19 protein-coding genes and 1 tRNA gene are annotated in these 20,594 nt (G+C 70.3%); 7 read left to right on the forward strand and 13 right to left on the reverse strand.

The annotated features are described in order from the left end of the window. Position 1: 1 nt before the first annotated feature. The 4 genes from ACT01A_RS11755 (at position 2) to ACT01A_RS11770 (ending at position 5,068) form a co-directional block, all read left to right on the forward strand. Entirely contained in the window at positions 2-2,200 is a 2,199-nt protein-coding gene (locus ACT01A_RS11755; RefSeq protein ID WP_445152444.1) for a 3-hydroxyacyl-CoA dehydrogenase NAD-binding domain-containing protein, read from the forward strand. 604 nt (positions 2,201-2,804) lie between these two features. Further along, on the forward strand, positions 2,805-3,305 hold the full coding sequence (locus ACT01A_RS11760) for a beta-class carbonic anhydrase (RefSeq protein WP_445152445.1): 501 nt from the start codon (positions 2,805-2,807) through the stop codon (positions 3,303-3,305). A 68-nt stretch (positions 3,306-3,373) separates the two neighbouring features. Beyond that, the gene (locus ACT01A_RS11765; protein WP_445152446.1) at positions 3,374-4,315 is read left to right on the forward strand and encodes a hypothetical protein; all 942 of its coding nucleotides are present in this window, start codon (positions 3,374-3,376) and stop codon (positions 4,313-4,315) included. 30 nt (positions 4,316-4,345) lie between these two features. Beyond that, positions 4,346-5,068, forward strand: coding sequence for a hypothetical protein (locus tag ACT01A_RS11770; protein ID WP_445152447.1), 723 nt, complete (start codon positions 4,346-4,348; stop codon positions 5,066-5,068). A 41-nt stretch (positions 5,069-5,109) separates the two neighbouring features. On the opposite strand, the gene ACT01A_RS11775 is transcribed toward ACT01A_RS11770, so the two are convergent. Together ACT01A_RS11775 and ACT01A_RS11780 are read right to left on the reverse strand one after the other, a co-directional pair. Further along, on the reverse strand, positions 5,110-5,364 hold the full coding sequence (locus ACT01A_RS11775) for a hypothetical protein (protein WP_445152448.1): 255 nt from the start codon (positions 5,362-5,364) through the stop codon (positions 5,110-5,112). A gap of 96 nt (positions 5,365-5,460) precedes the next feature. After that, entirely contained in the window at positions 5,461-6,393 is a 933-nt protein-coding gene (locus ACT01A_RS11780; protein WP_445152449.1) for a helix-turn-helix transcriptional regulator, read from the reverse strand. Between the two features lie 101 nt (positions 6,394-6,494). Between ACT01A_RS11780 and ACT01A_RS11785 the strand changes: the two genes are divergently transcribed. Continuing rightward, complete coding sequence (locus ACT01A_RS11785) at positions 6,495-7,010, forward strand: hypothetical protein (protein ID WP_445152450.1); 516 nt, start codon at positions 6,495-6,497, stop codon at positions 7,008-7,010. Positions 7,011-7,187: 177 nt separating this feature from the next. On the opposite strand, the gene ACT01A_RS11790 is transcribed toward ACT01A_RS11785, so the two are convergent. The 5 genes from ACT01A_RS11790 to ACT01A_RS11810 form a co-directional block, all read right to left on the reverse strand. Further along, positions 7,188-7,275, reverse strand: a tRNA-Ser gene (locus ACT01A_RS11790). A 53-nt stretch (positions 7,276-7,328) separates the two neighbouring features. Then, complete coding sequence (locus tag ACT01A_RS11795; RefSeq protein ID WP_445152451.1) at positions 7,329-7,673, reverse strand: ATP-binding protein; 345 nt, start codon at positions 7,671-7,673, stop codon at positions 7,329-7,331. Positions 7,674-7,946: 273 nt separating this feature from the next. Continuing rightward, a complete protein-coding gene (locus tag ACT01A_RS11800) occupies positions 7,947-8,375 on the reverse strand; it encodes a Na-translocating system protein MpsC family protein (protein ID WP_445152452.1) in 429 nt (142 codons plus the stop codon). Between the two features lie 299 nt (positions 8,376-8,674). Beyond that, positions 8,675-10,270 (reverse strand): GMC family oxidoreductase, encoded by a 1,596-nt coding sequence (locus ACT01A_RS11805; protein ID WP_445152453.1) that lies wholly within the window; start codon positions 10,268-10,270, stop codon positions 8,675-8,677. A 40-nt stretch (positions 10,271-10,310) separates the two neighbouring features. Then, positions 10,311-12,377 (reverse strand): ArnT family glycosyltransferase, encoded by a 2,067-nt coding sequence (locus ACT01A_RS11810; RefSeq protein ID WP_445152454.1) that lies wholly within the window; start codon positions 12,375-12,377, stop codon positions 10,311-10,313. A 139-nt stretch (positions 12,378-12,516) separates the two neighbouring features. Here ACT01A_RS11810 and ACT01A_RS11815 point away from each other — a divergent pair, with 139 nt between their 5' ends. Then, positions 12,517-13,758 (forward strand): glycosyltransferase, encoded by a 1,242-nt coding sequence (locus tag ACT01A_RS11815; protein ID WP_445152455.1) that lies wholly within the window; start codon positions 12,517-12,519, stop codon positions 13,756-13,758. Here ACT01A_RS11815 and ACT01A_RS11820 read toward each other — a convergent pair. Continuing rightward, positions 13,672-14,280: a TetR/AcrR family transcriptional regulator gene (locus ACT01A_RS11820; protein ID WP_445152456.1), complete on the reverse strand. Its 609-nt coding sequence runs from the start codon at positions 14,278-14,280 to the stop codon at positions 13,672-13,674. The genes ACT01A_RS11815 and ACT01A_RS11820 overlap by 87 nt on opposite strands. Before the next feature lie 103 nt (positions 14,281-14,383). Here ACT01A_RS11820 and ACT01A_RS11825 point away from each other — a divergent pair, with 103 nt between their 5' ends. Further along, on the forward strand, positions 14,384-15,985 hold the full coding sequence (locus tag ACT01A_RS11825) for a cupredoxin domain-containing protein (protein WP_445152457.1): 1,602 nt from the start codon (positions 14,384-14,386) through the stop codon (positions 15,983-15,985). Here ACT01A_RS11825 and ACT01A_RS11830 read toward each other — a convergent pair. The 5 genes from ACT01A_RS11830 to ACT01A_RS11850 all read right to left on the reverse strand — a co-directional run bounded on the left by ACT01A_RS11830 (position 15,907) and on the right by ACT01A_RS11850 (position 20,423). Continuing rightward, positions 15,907-16,452, reverse strand: coding sequence for a DUF6518 family protein (locus tag ACT01A_RS11830; protein ID WP_445152458.1), 546 nt, complete (start codon positions 16,450-16,452; stop codon positions 15,907-15,909). The two genes, ACT01A_RS11825 and ACT01A_RS11830, sit on opposite strands and share 79 nt — an antisense overlap. 78 nt (positions 16,453-16,530) lie before the next feature. Then, positions 16,531-17,577 carry an LLM class flavin-dependent oxidoreductase gene (locus ACT01A_RS11835; protein WP_445152459.1) on the reverse strand — a complete coding sequence of 349 codons (1,047 nt, stop codon included), beginning with the start codon at positions 17,575-17,577 and terminating at the stop codon, positions 16,531-16,533. Positions 17,578-17,983: 406 nt separating this feature from the next. Next, the gene (locus ACT01A_RS11840; RefSeq protein ID WP_445152460.1) at positions 17,984-19,015 is read right to left on the reverse strand and encodes a hypothetical protein; all 1,032 of its coding nucleotides are present in this window, start codon (positions 19,013-19,015) and stop codon (positions 17,984-17,986) included. Between the two features lie 98 nt (positions 19,016-19,113). Continuing rightward, a complete protein-coding gene (locus tag ACT01A_RS11845) occupies positions 19,114-19,719 on the reverse strand; it encodes a hypothetical protein (RefSeq protein WP_445152461.1) in 606 nt (201 codons plus the stop codon). Further along, positions 19,716-20,423: a hypothetical protein gene (locus ACT01A_RS11850; protein ID WP_445152462.1), complete on the reverse strand. Its 708-nt coding sequence runs from the start codon at positions 20,421-20,423 to the stop codon at positions 19,716-19,718. Before ACT01A_RS11850 ends, ACT01A_RS11845 begins: the two co-directional genes overlap by 4 nt. Between the last annotated feature and the right edge of the window lie 171 nt (positions 20,424-20,594).

Below are 20,594 nucleotides of genomic sequence, written 5' to 3' on the forward strand. Positions count from 1 at the left end.
CATGGCTGAGAGCACCACGATCAAGTGGGACAAGGGCGAGGACGGCATCGTCGTCCTCACGCTCGATGATCCCAACCAGGGCGCCAACACGATGAACCGCGCCTACATCGAGTCGATGGGCGCGACGGTCGATCGCCTGGAGGCCGAGAAGGACTCCATCAAGGGCGTCGTCCTGACCTCAGGCAAGAAGACGTTCTTCGCGGGCGGCGACCTCAACGACCTCAAGGCGGTCACGCGCGAGCAGTCCGCCGAGTTCGCCGAGGGCATCCGCCTCGTCAAGTCGCAGCTGCGCCGCCTGGAGACGCTCGGCGTCCCGGTCGTCGCGGCGATCAACGGCGCGGCGCTCGGCGGCGGTCTGGAGATCGCGCTGGCCACGCACTACCGCGTCATCGTCGACTCGCCGAAGGCCAAGCTCGGCTTCCCCGAGGTCAAGTTGGGGCTGTTGCCGGGTGGCGGCGGCGTCGTGCGCACGGTGCGGATGTTCGGCATCGTCGACGCGATGATGCAGCTGCTGCTCCAGGGCCAGGAGAAGCGTCCGGCCCAGGCGCTGGAGATGGGCCTCGTCGACAAGGTCGTGCCGTCGCTCGAGGATCTCGTCCCAGCAGCCAAGGGGTGGATCGGCGAGCAGGGCGAGGACTTCGCCGGCCAGCCGTGGGACGTCAAGGGCTACAAGATCCCGGGCGGCACGCCGTCCAACCCGAAGCTCGCGATGAACCTGCCGGCGTTCCCGGCCAACCTGCGCAAGCAGCTCAAGGGCGCCAACTACCCGGCGCCGCACCACATCATGGCCGCGGCGGTCGAGGGCTCGCAGGTCGACTTCGACACCGCGATCGAGATCGAGGGCCGCTACTTCGTGGACCTGGCGACCGGCCAGGTGGCCAAGAACATGATCCAGGCGTTCTTCTTCGACCTCCAGCAGGTCAACGGGGATCGCGGGCGGCCGGAGGGCATCGCGCGCTTCGAGCCCAAGAAGGTCGTGGTCCTCGGCGCCGGCATGATGGGCGCGGCGATCGCGTTCGTCTCGGCGAAGGCCGGCCTGGAGGTCGTCCTCAAGGACGTCGACCAGGCGGCTGCCGATCGCGGCAAGGACTACTCGGTCAAGCTGGTCGAGAAGGCCGTCGGCCGCGGCCGTCAGTCCCAGGAGGACGGCGACGCGCTGCTGGCCCGCATCACCCCGACGACCGACCCGGCTGCCGCACAGGACGCCGACCTGGTGATCGAGGCCGTCTTCGAGGATCCGGGCGTCAAGGCCAAGGTCTTCGCGGAGATCGAGCCCTACCTGAAGCCGGACGCCTTGTTGGGGTCCAACACGTCGACGCTGCCGATCACGCAGCTCGCCGAGGGCGTCTCGCGCCCGACCGACTTCATCGGCCTGCACTTCTTCTCCCCCGTGGACAAGATGCCGCTGCTGGAGATCATCAAGGGCGAGCAGACCTCAGACGACGCGCTCTACCGCGCGCTCGACTTCGCCAAGATCATCAAGAAGACGCCGATCGTGGTCAATGACTCGCGCGGCTTCTACACCTCGCGCGTGATCGGCACGTTCATCAACGAGGGCATCGCGATGCTGACCGAAGGCGTCCCGGCGCCGACGATCGAGCAGGCGTCATCGCAGGCGGGCTACCCCGCGCCGGTCCTCCAGCTGAGCGACGAGCTCAACCTGGAGCTGATGGCCAAGATCCGCAAGGCCTCCAAGGAGGCCATCGAGGCCGACGGCGGCGAGTGGGTCGACCACCCGGCGTTCAGCGTCATCGACAAGATGCTCGAGGAGAACCGCGCCGGCAAGCTCCGCGGCGCCGGGTTCTACAACTACGAGGACGGCAAGCGCACCGGGTTGTTCCCGGGTCTGCGCGAGTGGTTCCCCGTGGTTGACGATCCCTCGACGCTGTCGCTGAAGGACCTTGAGGAGCGCATGCTCTTCGCCGAGGCCATCGAGACAGTCAAGTGCCTCGACGAGGGTGTACTGGAGACGATCGCCGACGCCAACATCGGCTCGGTCTTCGGCATCGGCTTCCCCGGCTGGTCCGGCGGCTCGATCCAGTACATCAACGGCTACGACGGCGGCCTCTCCGGCTTCGTCGCCCGGGCACGGGAGCTCGCCGAAAAGTACGGCGAGCGCTTCGAGCCCCCGGCATCCCTGGTCGCCAAGGCCGAGGCCGGCGAGACCTACACCGACGCACCTGCACCGGTCGCGGCCTAGCTCCTCAACCTCACGCAGCTCTTCGCGGCCCGTCCGGCGTTTTGCCGGGCGGGCCGTTTTGCGTTTGGCGGGGTCGCGTGGGCGTTGTCGGTCGGCGAGGGTGATGACACCGTCTTCACCGAGCCCGCTCGCGCTTGCGTCGGGGCGCCGCGGGCGCTGATCGTCAGTTCTCCTGCTGCCGGCGACGCGGGCGGGAGTGGCATCGGTCGCGCGCTTTGCCGCGGTCTCGGATGAAGAGGTGTCACACCCTCGCTTCGTCCACACGTTTGGCGGGACCGCCAGGACGTTCGCGCCACCAGCAAGCCACGCCGCCAGGAGCCGGCGTTCGTCTTGAGCGCCGGGGCCACCCCGCGGCAGCCCACGCCCGCGTGGCCGCTGCACCGTGATCCGTTCGCCGAGCGCAGTCCGCAGCGCGGCCATCGATGCCACGGCGCTCTAGCGCCAGCGTCCGCGGCGAGACGACAGCGACACCAACCAGCAGCGCGTGCGCCGCCAACCACGCGAGCGCGAGGCGGAGCGAGGCGAGCGCGTTCACGGTGCGGCGGCCGACCCGAAGCGCTCGAGCCCGCGCGCTGCCACAAGCCCCAATACGATTCGCCGAGCGATGCCGAAGAACGCTGATGAGATGCTGGAGCACGCGGCCGAGCACCCGGAGGCGCTGGCGGCGCCGGGGCTTTCTCCTCGCCCGCAACGCAAGGTGGCGGTGCTGTCGTGCATGGACACGCGCATCGACCTGTTCCCGATGCTCGGGATCGAGCGTGGGGATGCGCACATCATCCGCAACGCGGGTGGGCTGGCGACGGACGACGCGCTGCGGTCGCTGTCGGCGTCGCAGCGGCTGCTGGGCACGGAGGAGATCGTGGTGGTCATGCACCGCGGGTGCGGTCTGCATGGCGGGTCGGAGGATGACTTTCGCCGCGCGCTGGCCAACGACGGCATCCTTCCCACGTGGCGGCTTGGCGCGTTCGACAACCTCGAGGACACGCTGCGCCAGTCGCTCGCGCGGCTGCGGTCGGCACGCGAATTGCCGCACCGCGATCACATCCGCGGCTTCGTCTTCGACCCCGAGGACGGCTCGCTGCGAGAGGTCGACGGCACCGATTGATCGGCGTCCTCACCTTCTACCCCGCTGACCAGTAGACGGGGCTGTGTTCAGATCGGTAGTGTCGGCGCGTGCCGAGGAGAGCTTGGGTCGTCATCGTCCTCACGGTCGCGCTGGGATGCTGCGCGCCGGCTGGTGCTGTGCAGGTCAGCGGAACGCTGACCATCAAGCAGGCCACCCCCACGAGCATCTCGTTCTCGCTGACCGCCAAGCGAACGTGCGGTCCTGGCGAGCAGTGCGACTACTTCTCAGAGATCGACCAGCTCGCCGACACCTCGGCCTGCCCGGCCGGCCAGCCGGCGGATCCGTGGATCGCCTGGACCGGCAACGTCCAGACCACCGGCCCGACGACCGAGACGGGCCGGATCTCGCCGCGGGGCTGGCTCGGCCCGACGCCCGCCCCGCCGACGCGCCTGTGCGTCTACACCTACGCGGATCGCGTCTACTACCCGATCGCCGATGTCGTGATCACGCAGCCGAGCGGCGGCGCCGGCGGCGGTGGCACGGACACCCCGGGCGACGAGCCTGGCACCGGCGACGGGGGCAGCACCGGCGGAGGCGCGAAGGATCCCGGCAACGCGATCGTCCCCGGCGCCTCGGTCCCGGGCGGCACCGGGCCGGTGACGGCGCGCAGCGTCTCGTGCCAGAACTTCGTCTACCAGCAGACCGCGCAGAAGGCGCTGGAGTCCAACCGCGCGTTAGCGGCGCGGCTGGATCGCAACGGCAACGGCACCGCGTGCGAGAACCTCGAGAAGCTCAAGAGCTACGTCAACACGGTGGCGATGCGCAAGGCCGCCATCGCGACCCGGCTCGCGCTGCGTCGCGCGTACGGCGCGAAGTTCGCGCAGGCGTCCGGCTACCACGAGCGCTGCCGCCGGGTCGCCCGCACGCGCGTGCGCTGCTCGGTCGCCTGGGAGCGCGCGGGTCGCTGGACGGGCTACGTCGACGTCGCCGGGCTGATCCGCGACAACGACCGGCTCGTCACGACCCACGTGCACGTGGCGCGGCCTTAGCTGGCGCGGCGCCGGCGGGACGCTTCGCCGATGGCCCATCAACTGACCGCGACCGACGCGCTCGTGGACCTGTGGCACGACGTCGTCGATCAGGCGGGCGTTGACGAGGACCGCTTCATGCTGCTGGCGGTCTCCGGAGATCCGGAGCATGGCGGGGCAAAGGCGGCGTGGTTCTGGCCCAGGCTGCGCGTCTATGCCCACCACAACGTCCTCACGCCAGGAGCCGCCAAGGAGGCCAACCAGCCCGCGAACCTCCGTCGGCACCGCGTGGCGATCTACTCCGACTTCGACGCCGAGGACCCGGTGGCCGCAGCGAGGATCGCCGCGATGCTCCGCCACGAGGTCCGGCACGCGCAGCAGTTCGATGCCTGCGGCAAGGAGCTGTTCGAGCTCGACCACATCCTCGAGGAGGTCTCCGAGCGCGCCGCGCCGGGAGCATCGAACGCGAGGGACCTCTACTGGGCCAAGCCGATCGAGCTCGACGCCAACCGCGCCGCCGCGATGTACCTCCGGGATCGCCGGCCCGACACGATCGCCGGAATCCTCACCATGGACGACGACACGATCCTCGCCCGTGAGACGACCGCCCCAGGAGACCCATCGACGCTGCGCGAGCAGACGTTTACCCGGCTCTGGGAGCTTCGTGACATGGCCGACGATCCGATGACGTTCACACCTCCCGCCGACGTCGCCGACCTGCTCGCCGGCGTCGACGCATCGTGGGCCACCCGCTGGCGGGCGCGGCAGGGGTAGACCAGCGGCGAGCAGGGTCGCTCCGTCTTCCGCGCCCTCCGTCAGCGGTCGCGGATCCGCGGCGCGCCTGACGGCGAGACAAAGCCGTTACGGACAGACGGGGTGACCTTCGTGTCGAGCACGGCGCCGATGAGAGCCACCGCGTCGTGACGATCGATGGCATCGACATCAACTAGCACTCGGTCGCCCGCTTGCTCAGCGAGGAGCACTGCGGGCTCCTTCAAGAGCGTGTCGCGCAGGACCTCCGTCGGGGCCGACGGGCCGTTGCCGACGACTTCGAGCTGGCAGGTGGGCATCGCTCAAGAGTAGGCGGAGACCGGCGGGCGAGGAGGCCGATCGACGCCCAGACGACCGATCCGCCGGTGGGACGAACCGCGAAAGATCGGGTGCTCTCAACGCCGTGGCAGAACCGGGGCAGCGACGCCGGGGATCCACAGGTGCCAGACCGGGATCTCCAGCGCAGCGGCGGCGAGGCTCGCCTCGCGCCAACGGGGGATGCGCTCCCCGTCAAGCCAGCGACGAACGGAGAGCTCGGACATGTCGGTGAGGTCGTGCAGCCAGGTGTGGGCGTCTTCGATCAACGCGCCGTGCTCGCCGCACCACGCCAGGGCGGCCAGTTGCAGGCGCGGGGTGATCGGGCACGGCGGCACCTGCGGGCGCGCCCACTCGTCGAGGCGGCCCTTCCAACGCCAGCCCATCCACTTCGGGTAGGCGGTGCGGACGACGTCATCGATGGGGATGCCATGCTCGATCGCGGTGCGCTCGGCGAAGTCCCAGCCGTGCTGGAGGCTCGGCGGGTGTCCGGTGTCCTCGGCGCAAGCCTCGTAGGGGCCGTACATGGCCTGCTCTTCCACGCCGCCGCAGCGCAGCCACCAGACGGGCACGTCGAGCAGATCGGCGATCGCCCAGAGCATGTCCCAGTCCGGGGTCGTCTCGCCGACGAGCCAGCGGGCCACCGTCTTCGACGTGACGCCGAGACGGCGGGCGAGCGTCGAAGGATCCAGGTCGCGCCAGCCGGTGACCTGGCGCATGCGCCAGCTGAACGGGTCAGGCTCGACGACGACGAGGGCGGGCTGCTCGGCGAGCAGCTCGCGGCGGCGCGCAGAGATCAGCCGCCGGGCCATCTCCGGATCGACCGGCCACATCAGGTCGCGCTGCTGGTCGTAGAGCTTGGACAGCTCGATCATGTGATGCGGCCGGGGCCGGTGGTCGTTGCGCTCCCAGCGAGCGACCGTGTCGCGGGTGGTCTGCAGCCGGTCGGCGACCCGCTGCTGGGTCAGGCCGCGAAGCTCGCGGTGGGCCTTGAGGACGTCTCCGATCTGCATGGGGTCGAGTCTGCCTTCATGCTGTTCCTCGCGGTAGAGCCGTTTGCACGACCGACCCTGTCCCGCGCGGGCCTACCTCCAACGAGGCGTACCCTCGTCACGTGGATCTCTGCGCCGCCATCGACGACTTCGCCGCCGGCCCCTGGGGCGCGGCCACGCGAGACCGGTGGGCCGCCGCCGGCCTCTGCTGCCGAGCCAGCCTCGCGCTCTTCGCCCACCTCGAACAGCGCGGCTTGGCCGACGGTGTGCGCGTGGTCCGGTTCACCTTCGGCAAGCCGCAGGCCGACCGGAACCCGCACGCCAACCACTGGGTCCTCGAGATCGCCGGCGAGGCCATCGACGTGACCGCCGCGCAGTTCGACCATCTGCCCGGCATCCGCCGCTCCCCGATCGCCGACGAGGCCGTCCGCTGGGAGCTCGCGACCGTCATCGACCCCGACGACCCTCCCGCAGACGAGCGCCCCGACCCGGGCCTGCGCCTCCACGGGATCGTCCCGCGCTGGCGCGATGTGCTCGGCGCCGGGCCGCCCGGCGTGATCCCCGACTGGCCCTATCCATGCGAGACCCTCGACCCGCGGTCGCCGTGGCATCGTCGCGCGGTGATCCCGGGGGCCTAGGACCTCCCGGCGCCGATCCGGTCGCGCCTCGGCGACGGATCTCGATTGCTCAACCTCTCTCTGTGAACATCGGCGCAGGCCCGCAGGCAGCACCGACACGCCAACGGAAGTGGGGCCTGCTCATGGGCGGGCCCCACTTCGTTCAAGGCGATTTCCTTGAACGTCGTTCGCTCTCAGCGGAGGGGGAGGGATTCGAACCCTCGGTACGACGAAGCCGTACAACGGTTTTCGAGACCGCCCCGTTCAACCACTCCGGCACCCCTCCAAAGACGCCTAGGCGAGCGCCGAAGGGTAGCGGGAAGTCCCTTCGGAGCGGGGTCAGGCCTCGGGGAGCGTGGCGTCGGCGGCGTCGCGACTGAACCAGGCGCAGAGGCGGGTGCCAGTGCCCTCGACGGTCTGCGCCTCGAAGCGCTTGCTGACCGCGACCATCAGCGCGAGGCCGTAGCCGAGGCCCGGCGAGTCGGGCCGTGGCCGCAGGCCGGTGCCGTCGTCGGCGACCACGAGCGCGAGCTCCGAGCCGTCCAGCGACAGCTCGACGCGGACCTCGCCCGGGTCGCGCCCGATGTAGGCGTGGTTGACGACGTTGGTCACGGCCTCGGAGACGACGAGGGCGACGTCGCCGAGCGGAGGGTCCGGCGTCTCGAGCGCTCGCAGCCAGGCCACCACGGCATGCCGTGCCGTAGCGACGCTCGGCACTTCGGCTGGCCACACCCACGCGACGCGATCCGTCGCAGAGGACATTACGGCTCGATTCTGAGAGGAACTGTTCACCCGGCCCTGCTGCCGAAACCCGGCGTCCCGGCCCCTGCCACCGCTGCGGGGTGCTGAGCCGTGACGATCGAGTGCTGGCCGACGAGAGCGGACCGGACCGACACACACCTATACGTCGGAGATTACCCGCCCGAAACCGCTTGCACCCGCCAACTCCCCAAACTGCTAGGCCGAGGCGATGGCGTCCGCGCGAGACGGCCCGGTGTAGCCCTCGGGGTGGAGGACGAACGCCTCCATCGACGTGCCGTCCGCATCGGTGTCCAACCCGCTGACGAACGCCCGGACTTTGCGGCCCGTCAGGCGCTCGATCGGCTCGCAGAACTCACGGGCCCACGAGTACTGAAACAGCATCCGCGTCTCGCGCAGCCGGCTCGATTCGCCGAGCGTCAGCAGGTTGCGCTCAGCCGGTGTGAAGGTGTCCTCCAACACGACCACGAGCGTGTCCCGCCCGGCCCAGTTGGTGCGGACCTTCGTCGGGCCGCGCCCGAGCTGTTCCTTGTACAACCGGACCATCTCGGCCGAGACCGCCGCCAACACGCTCGGCCGATCGGCCGTGCGTTCGTCTCCGGGCTCGGTCTCTTGGGGACCAGGCAACGCTGCCTCATTCCGGGCTCCTCTAAGGGTGCTGCTCACGCAAGGAGGAGGAGCCTCGGAGAACCGAACGGGCAGCGGGTCGTCACATTGTAACGACGCTGCCCAGCCACCTCAAAAGGTTCACTGGCGGGCGATCGCTGCCTGTCCCCGAGTCGACGGCCTCACCCCACGGTGAGCTTCCACCACCCCGTCCCGCTCCCCTGGTCTGCCGCGGCGCGCGGTGAGCGAGAAGGGTCGTGGCGCGAACGGACCGGAGCGGACCGTCACCTCGTGCGCACACCGTAACGAGCGCGGCGGCGTCACGCTGCCGCGGGCGCGCGCACCTCGCCCTTGATGAGGTCTGCGGCGCGCTCGCCGACCATGATCGTCGGCGCGTTGGTGTTGCCGCCGGGGATGATCGGGAAGACGGACGCGTCGGCGACGCGCAGGCCCTCGATGCCGCGCACGCGCAGCTCCGGGTCGAGCACCGCGTCCTCGCCGCCCATGCGACAGGTGCCGCACGGGTGGTAGAGCAGCTGGACGGCGCGGCGGATGAAGTCCTCCACGTCGGTGTCGTCGCGCACGTTCGCGCCCGGGTAGATCTCACGGCCGCGGGCCGAGGCCAACGGCTCGGCGCCGGCCAGCTCGCGCGCCAGCTCCACGCCGGTCACGAGCGCGGCGAGGTCCTCGGGCTCGCTCAGCGAGTTGGTGAGGATCTTGGGCTTGGCGACCGGGTCAGCCGCCGCCAGCCGGACCGTGCCGCGCGACTTCGGGCTCACGAGCACCGGGCCCATCGTGAAGGCGTGGCCGTCGAACTCCTCGGCGCCGTTGTCCACGAAGTAGGCCGGGGCGAAGTGGTACTGGAGGTCGGCCGCGGGCAGGCCGGGCCGACTGCGGACGAACGCGAACGCCTCGGCGACCGTGGACGTCAGCGGCCCGGAGCGGCGCAGCAACCACTCCAACAACGGCTTGGGCTTGTCGGCGCCGTAGAGCGACTCGGCCACCGTCGCCTCCCAGACGCACACGACGTAGGGGTGGTCCTGGAGGTTGCCGCCGACCGCGGCGTTGTCGACGACGGTGGCGATGCCGTGGCCGGAGAGGTGGTCGGCGGGACCGATACCCGACAACATCAACAACTGCGGCGAGCCGATCGCGCCCGCGCTGAGGATCACCTCGCGCTCGGCGCGCACCGTCTCCTCGCGGCCGCGGCCGTCGCGCAGGACGACGCCGACCGCGCGGTCGCCCTCAATCGCCACGCGCGCCACGTGCGCGCTCGTGCGCACGGTCAGGTTGGGACGGTCCAGCGCCGGGCGCAGGTAGGCGTCGGCCGTCGACCACCGCCGCCCGTTGCGCTGCGTGACCTGCACGAGCGACGCGCCGTCCTGCTCGGGCCCGTTGTAGTCGGCGATGCGCGGGATCCCGACCGCCTCGGCGGCGCTGAGGAACCGGCGCGTCAGCGGTCGCGGGGAGCGCTCGTCCATGACGTTCAGCGGACCGCCGACCGCGTGGTGCTCGCTGGCCCCGCGCTCGTTGTTCTCCGCCTTGAGGAAGTACGGGCGCACGTCGTCCCAGCCCCAACCGAGCGCGCCCTCGGCCTCCCACAGGTCGTAGTCCAGCGGACGGCCGCGGACGTACAACATGGCGTTCATCGACGACGAGCCGCCAAGCGACTTGCCGCGGGGGATGAACAGCGAGCGCCCGTCGCAGTGCGGCTCGGGCTCGGTCGCGAAGTCCCAGTCCAACTTGGTGTGGAACTGCTTAGCAAAGCCCGCCGGGATCTTGATGTTCGGGCTGCGGTCCTTCCCACCCGCCTCGATCAGCAGGACGCTGACGCCCGGGTCCTCGCTCAGGCGGTTGGCCAGCACGCACCCGGCCGATCCGGCGCCGACGACGATGTAGTCCACGGGGCTGCTCATGCCCCGATGCTCGCCGACGGCGCCGGTGCGGCGCAAGTGGTTACGACCCGCTGGCGGCCGCCAGGATCGCGGAGGCCTTGCCCTGCAAGTCATACAGGCCGGAAACGCTGGTCTCCGTGCCGACCTTCTCGACGACCGACATGATCGCGCTGGCGCCCGCACGGCCGTCGCGCCCGCCGCCACCGCTACTGGTGCCGTCGGTCAGGACGTAGCGGATGCGGCCGTCTGCGACGGCCTGCGCCAGCCACTGCACCGTCGGCGAGGACTCGCTGCCGGAGAAGCCACCGAGGCCGGCGACGTCGGCGCCCGAGGCGATGATCGCCTCCGCGGAACCCTGCTGGGAGGAGACGCCGATGGTGCCGCCGCCGTGGGCCTTGGCGTACGTGAGCGCCTCGGTCAGGTTGCTGTTGCCGCCGAACATCCCGCCGCCACCGCCCGGGCCGCCGGTCTGGGTGCCGCCGCCCATGGAGAAGCCGGGAGGTGCGGTGGCCTGGCCAGAGGTGCCGCCGCTCGTGGTGCCGCCGTTCGGCGCGCCCTGCATCTGCGGCGGTCCGCCCTGGCCGCCGCCGAAGCCGCCGCCACCCGGGCCGCGTCCGCCACCGCCACCCGGGCCGCCACCGCCGCCAAAGCCCTGCGACGCGGGGCCACCGGCGGGGAACGTCGAGCTCGTGGCGTGGCCGAGCGTCTCGGTCGCCCACGTCGCCGGGGCGATCAGCAGCGCGCCCATCGCGACCGCCAGCGCCACGGCGCGGACGGGCATCGGCGTCTTGGCGACCAGCACGGCGGCACCGCCCGCGACCGTGACAACCGCCAGCGGGATCAGGCCTTTGACGTCCGTCGCGCCGCGATCGATCACCAGGATCTCGGTCCCCAGGCCGGCCAGCAGCGCCAGCGGGGCGATCACGCGAGCGGGGATCCCGCCCTTCAAGATCGTCCCGGCCGCCCCGCCGACGAGCACCGCCGTGAACGGCGCGAGCATCGAGACGTAGTAGGGGTGGAAGATGCCCTGGGCGTAGGAGAACACGACCGCGCAGGTCGCAAACGCGCCGCCGGCCGCGATGATCCAGCCGGTCCGCGGGTCGGTGCGCCGCAGGCGGGTCAGGACCGCGATCGCCAGGCCGCCGACGATCGCCATGCCGATCAGCCAGCCCGCCTGGCCGCCGAGCGAGGCGTCGACCAGACGCGTGATGCCCGTGTCACCGCCGAAGACGCCGCCTCCCCCACCGCCGCCCATGCCGCCGCCCGGCCCGCCGGCCTGGCCCTCGACGCGGCCGGTGCCGTTGTAGTCCATGATCAGCGACCAGATCGAGTTGTCCGACGTACCCGAGACCCACGGCCGGTCGGCCGCCGGGGTCAACCACACCAAGATCGGCCACGCCAGCGAGACCGCAGCGGTGACGACGCCCGCGATGGCGATCTGCCCTGTGGCGCGCAGACGACCGCGCGGGGCGACCCAGAAGTAGGCGAGCGCCAGCGCCGGGAGCACCAACAGCCCCGTCGCCATCTTCGCCTCGAAGCCGATGCCGACCATCACGCCGGCCCAGACCAACCACTTGGTCTTGCCGTCCATGCAGGCGCGAACCGTGAACCACAGCGCCGCGGTCGAGGCCAGGACGACCAGCGCGTCCGGGTTGTTGTGGCGCGAGATCGCCACCGAGATCGGCGTCAGCGCCAGGACCAGGCCCGCGACGAAGCCGGCCGGGCGACCGAAGACGCGCTTGGTCAGGTCATAGGCCAACGCAACCGTTCCGGCACCCATCAGCGCCTGGGGCACGAGCATCGACCACGACGAGTAGCCGAACGCGCGCACGCTCAAGGCTTGCACCCACAGCGCGGCCGGAGGCTTGTCGAGCGTCTGAAGACCGGCGACGTCGAACGAGTTGTAGAGGAAGTTGTGCCAACTCATGGACATCGACTTGACGGCCGCCGAGTAATAGGTGTTGGCGTAGCCGTTGGTGTCCAGGGCCCAGAGGTTCAGGACGCCCGCGACCGCGAGCAGGAGCATCAGCTCCGGCGCGGGCATCGGGATGGCGCGCACGCGGTCGCGCAGAGATGAGCGAGAGCGGCGCGGGGCGCGCACGTCGGCAGGGGTCGCGGTCGTCGACATGCCAGCAGCATCGACACGCGCCCTCGCAGAACCCTCGGTGCTTGCTGGGACGTTCCTGAGTCGTCTGGCGCCGGACGACTCAGGCAGCTCTCAGCCAGCTCCTACCGCGCTCGCACAGCGGCCGTCGATCTTCTCTGCCATGACCCAGCTCCCCCGCCTCGACGTGGACGTCGTCGTCCCGGTCTACAACGAGCAGGCCGCGCTCGAGGGCAGCATCCGCCGGCTCCACGCGTTCCTCGCGGAGTCCTTCCCGTTCTCATGGCGGATCGTCATCGCCGACAACGCGAGCACCGACGGCACGCCGTTCGTGGCCGCGGCGCTGGTCGACGAGCTCGACGGCGTGCAGCACCTGCGCCTGGAGCGCAAGGGCCGCGGGCTGGCGCTGAAGGAGGCGTGGTCGGGTAGCGACGCACGCGTCGTCGCCTACATGGACGTCGACCTGTCGACCGACCTGCGCGGGCTGCTGCCGCTGGTGGCGCCGCTGCTCAGCGGGCACAGCGATGTCGCGATCGGGTCGCGGCTGGCGCGCGGCGCGCACGTCGTGCGCGGCCCCAAGCGCGAGCTCATCAGCAGGACCTACAACAAGATCCTGCGCACGACGCTGCGCGTCGGGTTCACCGACGCGCAGTGCGGCTTCAAGGCCGTCACGCGCGAGGGCGCGGCGCTGCTGCTGCCCCAGATCCGCGACGACGGCTGGTTCTTCGACACCGAGCTGTTGGTGTTGGCCGGCCGCGAAGGCTTGCGCGTGCACGAGGTGCCGGTCGACTGGGTCGACGACCCGGACTCGCGCGTCGACATCGTGCGGACCGCGGTCGACGACCTCAAAGGCGTCGCGCGCCTGGCGTTCGCCACCCCGATCGCGCGCTTTGCCGCCGTCGGTGTCGCGTCGACCATCGCCTACGCCTTGCTGTTCCTCCTGCTCCGGGAGGGCGGGATGGGCGCCGGTCTCGCCAACGCGCTGGCGCTCGCCGTGACGGCGGTCGCCAACACCGCGGCGAACCGGCGCCTGACCTTCGGCGTCATGGGTCGCACGGGGCTGCTGAAGCAGCACGCGGCCGGCGCGTTGGTGTACGCGATCACGCTCGCGCTGACCGCGGGCGCCTTGGGCGTCCTGCACGGCCTCGCGCCGGGCGCGTCGCACGGCGTCGAGTTGATGGTCTTGGTCGCGGCCTCGCTGGTCGCCACCGTCACCCGCTACGTGGCGCTGAAGACCTGGGTCTTCGCGGGCGCGCGGCGCCGGGCCGCGGCGCTGGAGGCCGCCGAGGCGGCGGCGCGCGCCGAGGCGGCTTCGCGGCTAGACGGCGGGCGCGGGAGCGCGGGTCGCCGTGGCCAGCGTGGCGAGCAGGTTCTCGCGCAGCAGGCGCAGGACGTCCGCGCGTGAGGGCTCGCCGCGCTCCAGCCAGCCGCTGACGACGGAGTCGCAGAAGCCCATCCAGCCCTCGATCGCGAGGGTGAGCAAGGGCGACTCGACCTGCTCCCGCGGGCGGCCGGCGAGCAGCGCGGCGAGGTCGACCATCCCGGCGACGCGGGCGGTGCGCTGCTCTTCCAGGACGACGCGGATCGCCGGCTCGGCGGCGGCGGTGCGCGCGTTGAGGACGGCGACGAAGCCGGTCGCGCGCTCCTCGACGTAACCGAGGAAGGCGTCGAGCGTGCCGTCCAAGTCGGTGGCCTGCTCCATGCGGGCGGTGAGCTCGTCGTAGGAGTGGCGCAGCACGGCGATGACGAAGTCGGCCTTGGTCGGGAAGTAGTGGTACAACAATCCCTTGGAGATCCCGGCCGCGCGGGCGATCGCCTCGATCGAGACCTGATCGTGCGGGGTCGCGCTGAGCAGCTCGAGGCCGCGGCGGACGAGCTGGTCGCGCCGCTCGTCGGGCGCGAGGCGGGTGGTCTTGGACGACGGCACCGGTGCGCCACCGTACGCGCAGTTGACCGTGCGGTCAACAACGGGGTAGCCTCGCGCCGTTCGCTCGTCCGCCCGACCGTCTCAAGGACCTGTCCCGAGTCCCATGCCGTCGTCGTCTCGCCGTTTCGCCGTCCTGCTCGTCTGTGCTTGCGCGCTGCTGCTGTCCGCGGCCGCGGGCGCCTCCGCCGCCTCGCTGCCGGGGGCGCGGATCTCGGCCGTAGAGACCGTGCCCGAGGCCAGCTACCCGGGCATGCAGAAGATCACCTACATGTACGGGCCGGTCACGATCAGCCCGGGGCAGAACACGATCGAGGCGCAGCCCAACGACCTCAAGCCCTCGGTTCCGGGCTACATCACGCGCTTTCAGCCGGACCTCGTGTACGCGAAGACCAACGCGCAGGGCGGCCACGACGTGCCGCGGGTCGACGTCATCCACCTGCACCACGGCGTGTGGCTGGTCGCGCGCGGCGGCGGCCTCTACCCCACGTTTGCGGCGGGCGAGGAGAAGACGATCTTCCAGGTGCCGCAGGGCTTCGGCTACAAGTACGACCCGACCGACGGCTGGATCATGAACTACATGATCCACAACCTGACGCCCAACCAGGACAAGGTCTACATCAAGTACACGATCGACTTCGTCCCGGCGAGCGAGCCCGCGGCGGCCGGGATGACCGAGGTCAAGCCGCTGTGGATGGACGTCTCGGGGATCAAGCCCTACCCGGTCTTCGACGCGATCAAGGGCCAGGGGACCAACGGCAAGTTCACGTTCCCGACGCAGGCGCGCGCGTCCCAGAAGAAGGACATCGGGGTGGCGCAGTCCTACGCGGTTCCCAAGGACATCACCTTGGTCGCGACCGCGGGCCACCTCCATCCGGGCGGGCTGTACAACGACCTGGCCGCGACGCGCGGCGGCGTCACCAAGCAGCTCTTCCGGTCCGAAGCCAAGTACTACGAGCCGGCGGGCGCGGTGTCGTGGGACGTGTCGATGACCGGGACGAAGGCCGACTGGCGCGTGGGGCTCCACGCCGGGGACACCCTGGCGACGACCGTCACCTACGACACGCGTCAGGCGTCCTGGTATGAGTCGATGGGGATCATGGTGGTCTTCTACGCCGACGGCCTGGTCGGCGGCGCGAAGGACCCGTTCTCGGAGGCGATCGACACGCGCGGGCTAGTCACGCACGGGCACCTGGCCGAGAACGACAACCACGGCGGCGCGCCGGACGCGGGGCTGCCGGACGCCCGCGACCTGTTGAGCGGCACGCGCCCGACCAACGTCGACATCAAGGGCTACGTCTACGCGCGGGGCGACCTGTCGTCGCCGGGCCGCGACGGGCGGCCGCCGGTCGTGCGCGCCGGACAGTCGTTGAAGTTCACCAACTTGGACGCGCTGAAGTCGATGACGCCGTCGCAGTCGGCCTACCACACGATCACCGCGTGCCGGGCGCCCTGCAACCGCACGACGGGCATCGCCTACCCGTTGGCCAACGCCGACGTCCAGTTCGACTCGGGCGAGCTGGGCTACGGGCCGTCGCTGCCGATCGCCGGCTTCGGCGGGAAGTTCACGCCTGCGGCCAACCGCAACACCTGGAAGACGCCGAAGACGCTGAAGACCGGGACCTACACCTACTTCTGCCGGGTCCACCCGTTCATGCGCGGCGCGTTCCGCGTGGTAAAGGGCGGCAAGGCGACGAAGAAGGCGTAGGCGAGCAGGAGCGCGATCAGGACCCAGGCGGCGCCAGCCTGGTCGCGGTGCTCGACGTAGGCGTAGGTGTATAGGCCTTCGACGGCGAACGCGACGGGCAGGGCGATGGCGCCCAGGACGCCCTTGAGCCCTCCACCCTCGCGATAGAAGCGCCCGGCGAGACCGAAGGTCAGGCCGCCGGGGAAGGCGCAGGCGGTCCAGTAGGCGATCTCGTGCGGGCTGCCGGGAACGCCGCGGGCGGCGGCGGCGACGTAGTAGCCGGCGACCTCGGCGAGGCAGGCGATCAGGCCGACGGTCATCGCGTGGGTGCGCGTGCGAGCGGCGGCCCCGACCACGAACGAGGCGATCAGCCAGACCGCGATGGAGTCGAGGAAGGCGTTGGGGATCTCGCCGAAGTGGGTCTCGCTGATGAGGGTCGCGACGCCGACGAGGGCACCGCCGAGCACGGCGAGGAGCGAGGTGGGCATGGCGACGATGGTGGCCGTCGCGCGGAACGCCGACCATTCGGAATGCACCGGGTGCGGCGTGCGGGATCTGCCGGAAGCTCAGCGCGCCGCGGGCGCGGGCGCGCCGCCCGGCGTCCAGCCGATCGCGGGCGCGACGTGTTCGGCGATCGCGCCGAGCAGGTGCAAGTTGTAGGCCACGCCGAGCTGGTTGGGGATCGTGAGCAGGAGGGTGTCGGCGAGGCGGACGGCCGCGTCCTGGCTCAGCTGCTGGGCGACGACGTCGGGCTCGCCGGCGTAGGTGCGGCCAAAGCGTGAGGTCGCGCCATCGAGGACGCCGACGCTGTCGCCACCGCCGACCTGGCCGCCGAAGTACGCGGCGTCCTCGTCGCTGACGATCGGGAAGACGCTGCGGCTGACCGACACGCGCGGCTCGCGCTCGTGGCCGGCGGCGACCCACGCGTCGCGGAAGCGCAGGATCTGCTCGGCTTGCAGCTCGTCGAACGGGATCCCCTTCTCCTCCAGGAGCAGCGTCGACGACATCAGGTTCATGCCCTCGCGCGCCGCCCACTCGGCGGTCTCGAAGGTGCCGGCGCCCCACCAGATCCGGTCAGGGAGACCCGGCGACTGCGGCTGGATCGCCAGCCGGCCGAAGCCACCCATAGCGGGATCACCATCAACAACCGTCGCGCCGGCGATCGCCTCGCGGAAGGCCGCGGTGTGGCGGCGGGCGAGGTCGGCGTCGGTCTCGCCCGCTTGCGGTGTGTGACCGAACGCCTCCGAGCCCTTCAACGCCGGCTCCGGCGACCCGCGACTGACGCCCAGCTGCAACCGTCCAGCGCTGATGAGATCCGCCGCCGCCGCGTTCTCAGCCATCGCCAACGGGTTCTCGTACCGCATGTCGATGACACCGGTACCGAGCTCGATCCGACTCGTCCGCGCCCCCATCGCCGCCAGCAACGGAAACGGCGACGCCGCCTGCCGCGCGAAGTGATGCACCCGCACGAAGGCCCCATCCAGGCCGAGAGCCTCTGCGCCTTCCGCCAACTCGATCGTCTGCGTCAGCGCCTCCCCTGCCGTCCGGGTCTGGCTGCCGGGCTGGCGGGAGTAGTGGCCGAAGGAGAGGAAGCCGATGCGCTTGCGGGTCATCTCCTCCAATGTAGGCCCGGGCAGAGCTAGGACGAGCGCGCGTCGTGATCGAGCGCGAGGCGGAACGAGAGCCCGGCGGCCAAGTCCGATAGTGCCTCGGCCTCGGTGTCGCCCATGCCCACCATCCGGCGAGGAGGCATCCGGGCCAACCTCCCGCGCCATCGGGGCCGAGCGGCCGCGTACACGGTCCCATCACCTTCGTGGGTCACGATGACCACGACGTCGGCGACGCGGCCGAACATGGGCTCACGCGTCAAGAACAGGACCTTGGCTCGATGGAGCCAGGTCGCCCGTCGCCCCGCTGGTATCTGCTTGCCGTGCACGAGCCTCCGCTTGGTCGTCGACGTCCGACGCGTCCGTGGTCATCCTGTAATCGACTCATCCAGCATAGCCTTGAGATCGCGACTCACGTGACGGACAACCTGCCCGCGTTCCCGGAACACGTCACCTCCCACGGTGTGCCCGCCGGGGCATCAAGAGGACGACGGAGGCGCACCTGGCCCGTTTCCGCCTGACGCTTGCGCCGTCGACGCGCAACGACGCGTCCACGAGGAGACTCCGTGTCAATCTCGATGATCCTAGTACCGGCGGCATAGGCCTCGTCGGTACGGCCCAGAATCCGCTGCCGATCCTCATTCGTGGGCAGAGGGTCTTTCTGACTGGTAAAGGCTGTCATCGCTGCCACACAGCCATCCATACTAGTCAGTATATCCCAAGCAATTTCGTTGTCCCCGCTCTTCGCACCATGGTGCGCGAGCTTGAACATCGAGACCAAGCCAGGAGCCGTGGTCGACGCATCGACCACGGCCGACCAGCCTCGCCCGGCGTCGTTCGGAACATCGACGAGGTCGCCTCCGAGGAGGACTGCGAGATGCGGCGTCCTGACCCAGAGCGCCAACGAGCAATCGTTGGGCTTCGGCAGCGGGATCGCGTCGATCAACGGCAGCTCGCGTCTGAGCTCGGCGAAAGCCGCCTGAGAGCGCAAGACGGTGTCGTCACTGGGAGCCACCGCGGTCACGGTCACCGGCGCCCGGGGAGCATCGGTCCGCGGCCAGATCAGACGGTCCTCCAGTGCCCACACCGGTCTCTGCCCCCTGCTCTGCAGACGATCGAGGACTGCTCCCATCTCCCCGACGCCGCTCGGTCTCCCTGCATCAGCCAAGATCAACTGGTCACGCTGTGCGGCGGTTCGGAACGATCGTTGCCGCATGTACTCCACCACGCGGAGAAACTGCTTGCCCTCCCACGCCCCCGAGGCGACGAACCGAGCGTTCGGTGCCGCGGCGAGCACCCGGCTCAGTCCGCGGACATGATCGTCGTGCCAGTGAGTCGCGACGACAACGTCGACCGCCGTCGCCGGGTTGACACCGAGGCCCGCGAGGTAGCTCAATGCTACAGGCTGCTTCGACGCTGCGTCACGGTGGGAGTCAACCACCATCCATCGCCCGGCACCCAAGTGGACTACAACGCACTCGCCCACTCCGCGTCCGAAGACAGAGACCTCGAGGCAGTCGCTCGAGGGTGGATCCGTGGTTATCACGGAGCGTCGGGTACGTCTTCTGACGCCTTGGCATCGCGGTCAAGGAGCTCAGGCGCGCGCACGTCGGCCTCGGCGTCAGAGGCCTCCATGAACTTCGGGCTCTCGACCGGGAAGCGCTGCATCCGGACGACCGAGACTGCAAGCCGCTCCCCGTCCGGTTCGTCGCGATAGCCGACCGTCCAGTAGAAGCCCGCGCCCGGTCGCAAGCGCCCGCGGTCATCAGGCGCCACCTGAGCGATGTCGAACTCCGCCCATTCCTCGTCCTCGGGGTCGTCGGCGTTCCACAGAACACCGGAGAACGTGTCCTCCCCGACCTCATCGACCCGGCCCAGCCACTCTTCAAGGGTGGTGAACACGGTCGATGAGCGCCGGTCGGTGGTGTCGCCAAGCGCACCCAACTCCTCGATAGCGGAGCTCGGCCGGACGTTGGTCTGCTGCCACGTTCCTCCCAAAGAGCGGCGCCGCTCACGGAAGCCGGGAGGCATGGTCTGGTCGGACGGATCGGCGCTGCGGCGGATCCCTTCGGTCGATCTCCAGAACCCGCGGTGGCGCCCACCACCTTTACTCGCGGCCTCCGTTCCGGCCTGGGCCCGCTGGGTCATCGTCCACGCCCCATCGCAGGATGCCGCTGAAGGCCATCGACGATCTCGCTGGCTCGTCGCATCGCCTCCAGCCAGCCGCTACTCAACGCGTCCATTGCCTCGTTGGCCCCCTGCCCCGGGGCCTCTCCGACGTAGATGCGCTCTGACACGATGATGTAGGCGCCGCCGTCGAAGAGCGCCGAGGGCTCAAGCGTCACCTCCAGCGTTCGCGGGCTCCCGCCGAGATCGGGAAGGTCCCGGCACACGGACAGCCCACCAAGCCGCGGTCGATCGCCGAGCAGGCCACTCCAGGCATCGAGACTGGAGAACGAGTTGGCGAGGCTCTCCCACCCGCCCACGTCCAGCGGACACTGGGCGATCTGGCGCATGGTCACCGCCGAAATCGGTGTATGCGACAGCAGCTTGAAGATGCCCAGGGTCAGATCACGCAGCTGATGGACGGTCGTCGTCGCGGCCGTCGAGCTCAGCTCGAACTCCTTCCGCGAAGCCTCCAAGGTGAACCAGATCGCCTCGAACCGCGTGAAGTCTGCGTCGGCCTGCTCGATCCGGACACGGTCCATCTCCCCGGCGCGCAGGAGCTCGTGGGCGGTCAGCCAGCTGGGGTGATAGATGGCAGGGTTGAGCTGCCCATCGAGCACGATCGTCGCCCACCTGAGAATGGGCGCCAGCGGCGCGGCGGCCGCGCTCTCGAGCTCACTGGTCATGACGTCCGTTCAGCAGATCGCGAAGTCGACGCGGGCTGAGCGACAAGTCCTGACACAAGGTCCGGAACACCGGGGAGTGGTAGACGATGTGCCGCCAGTCGGGATTCACGTACACGACAGCCGATGTGCCCGGGAGCTCGTAACCCCTCCACTCATTGGCATACCAGGGTC

It is taken from the genome of Baekduia sp. Peel2402 (assembly GCF_052567285.1).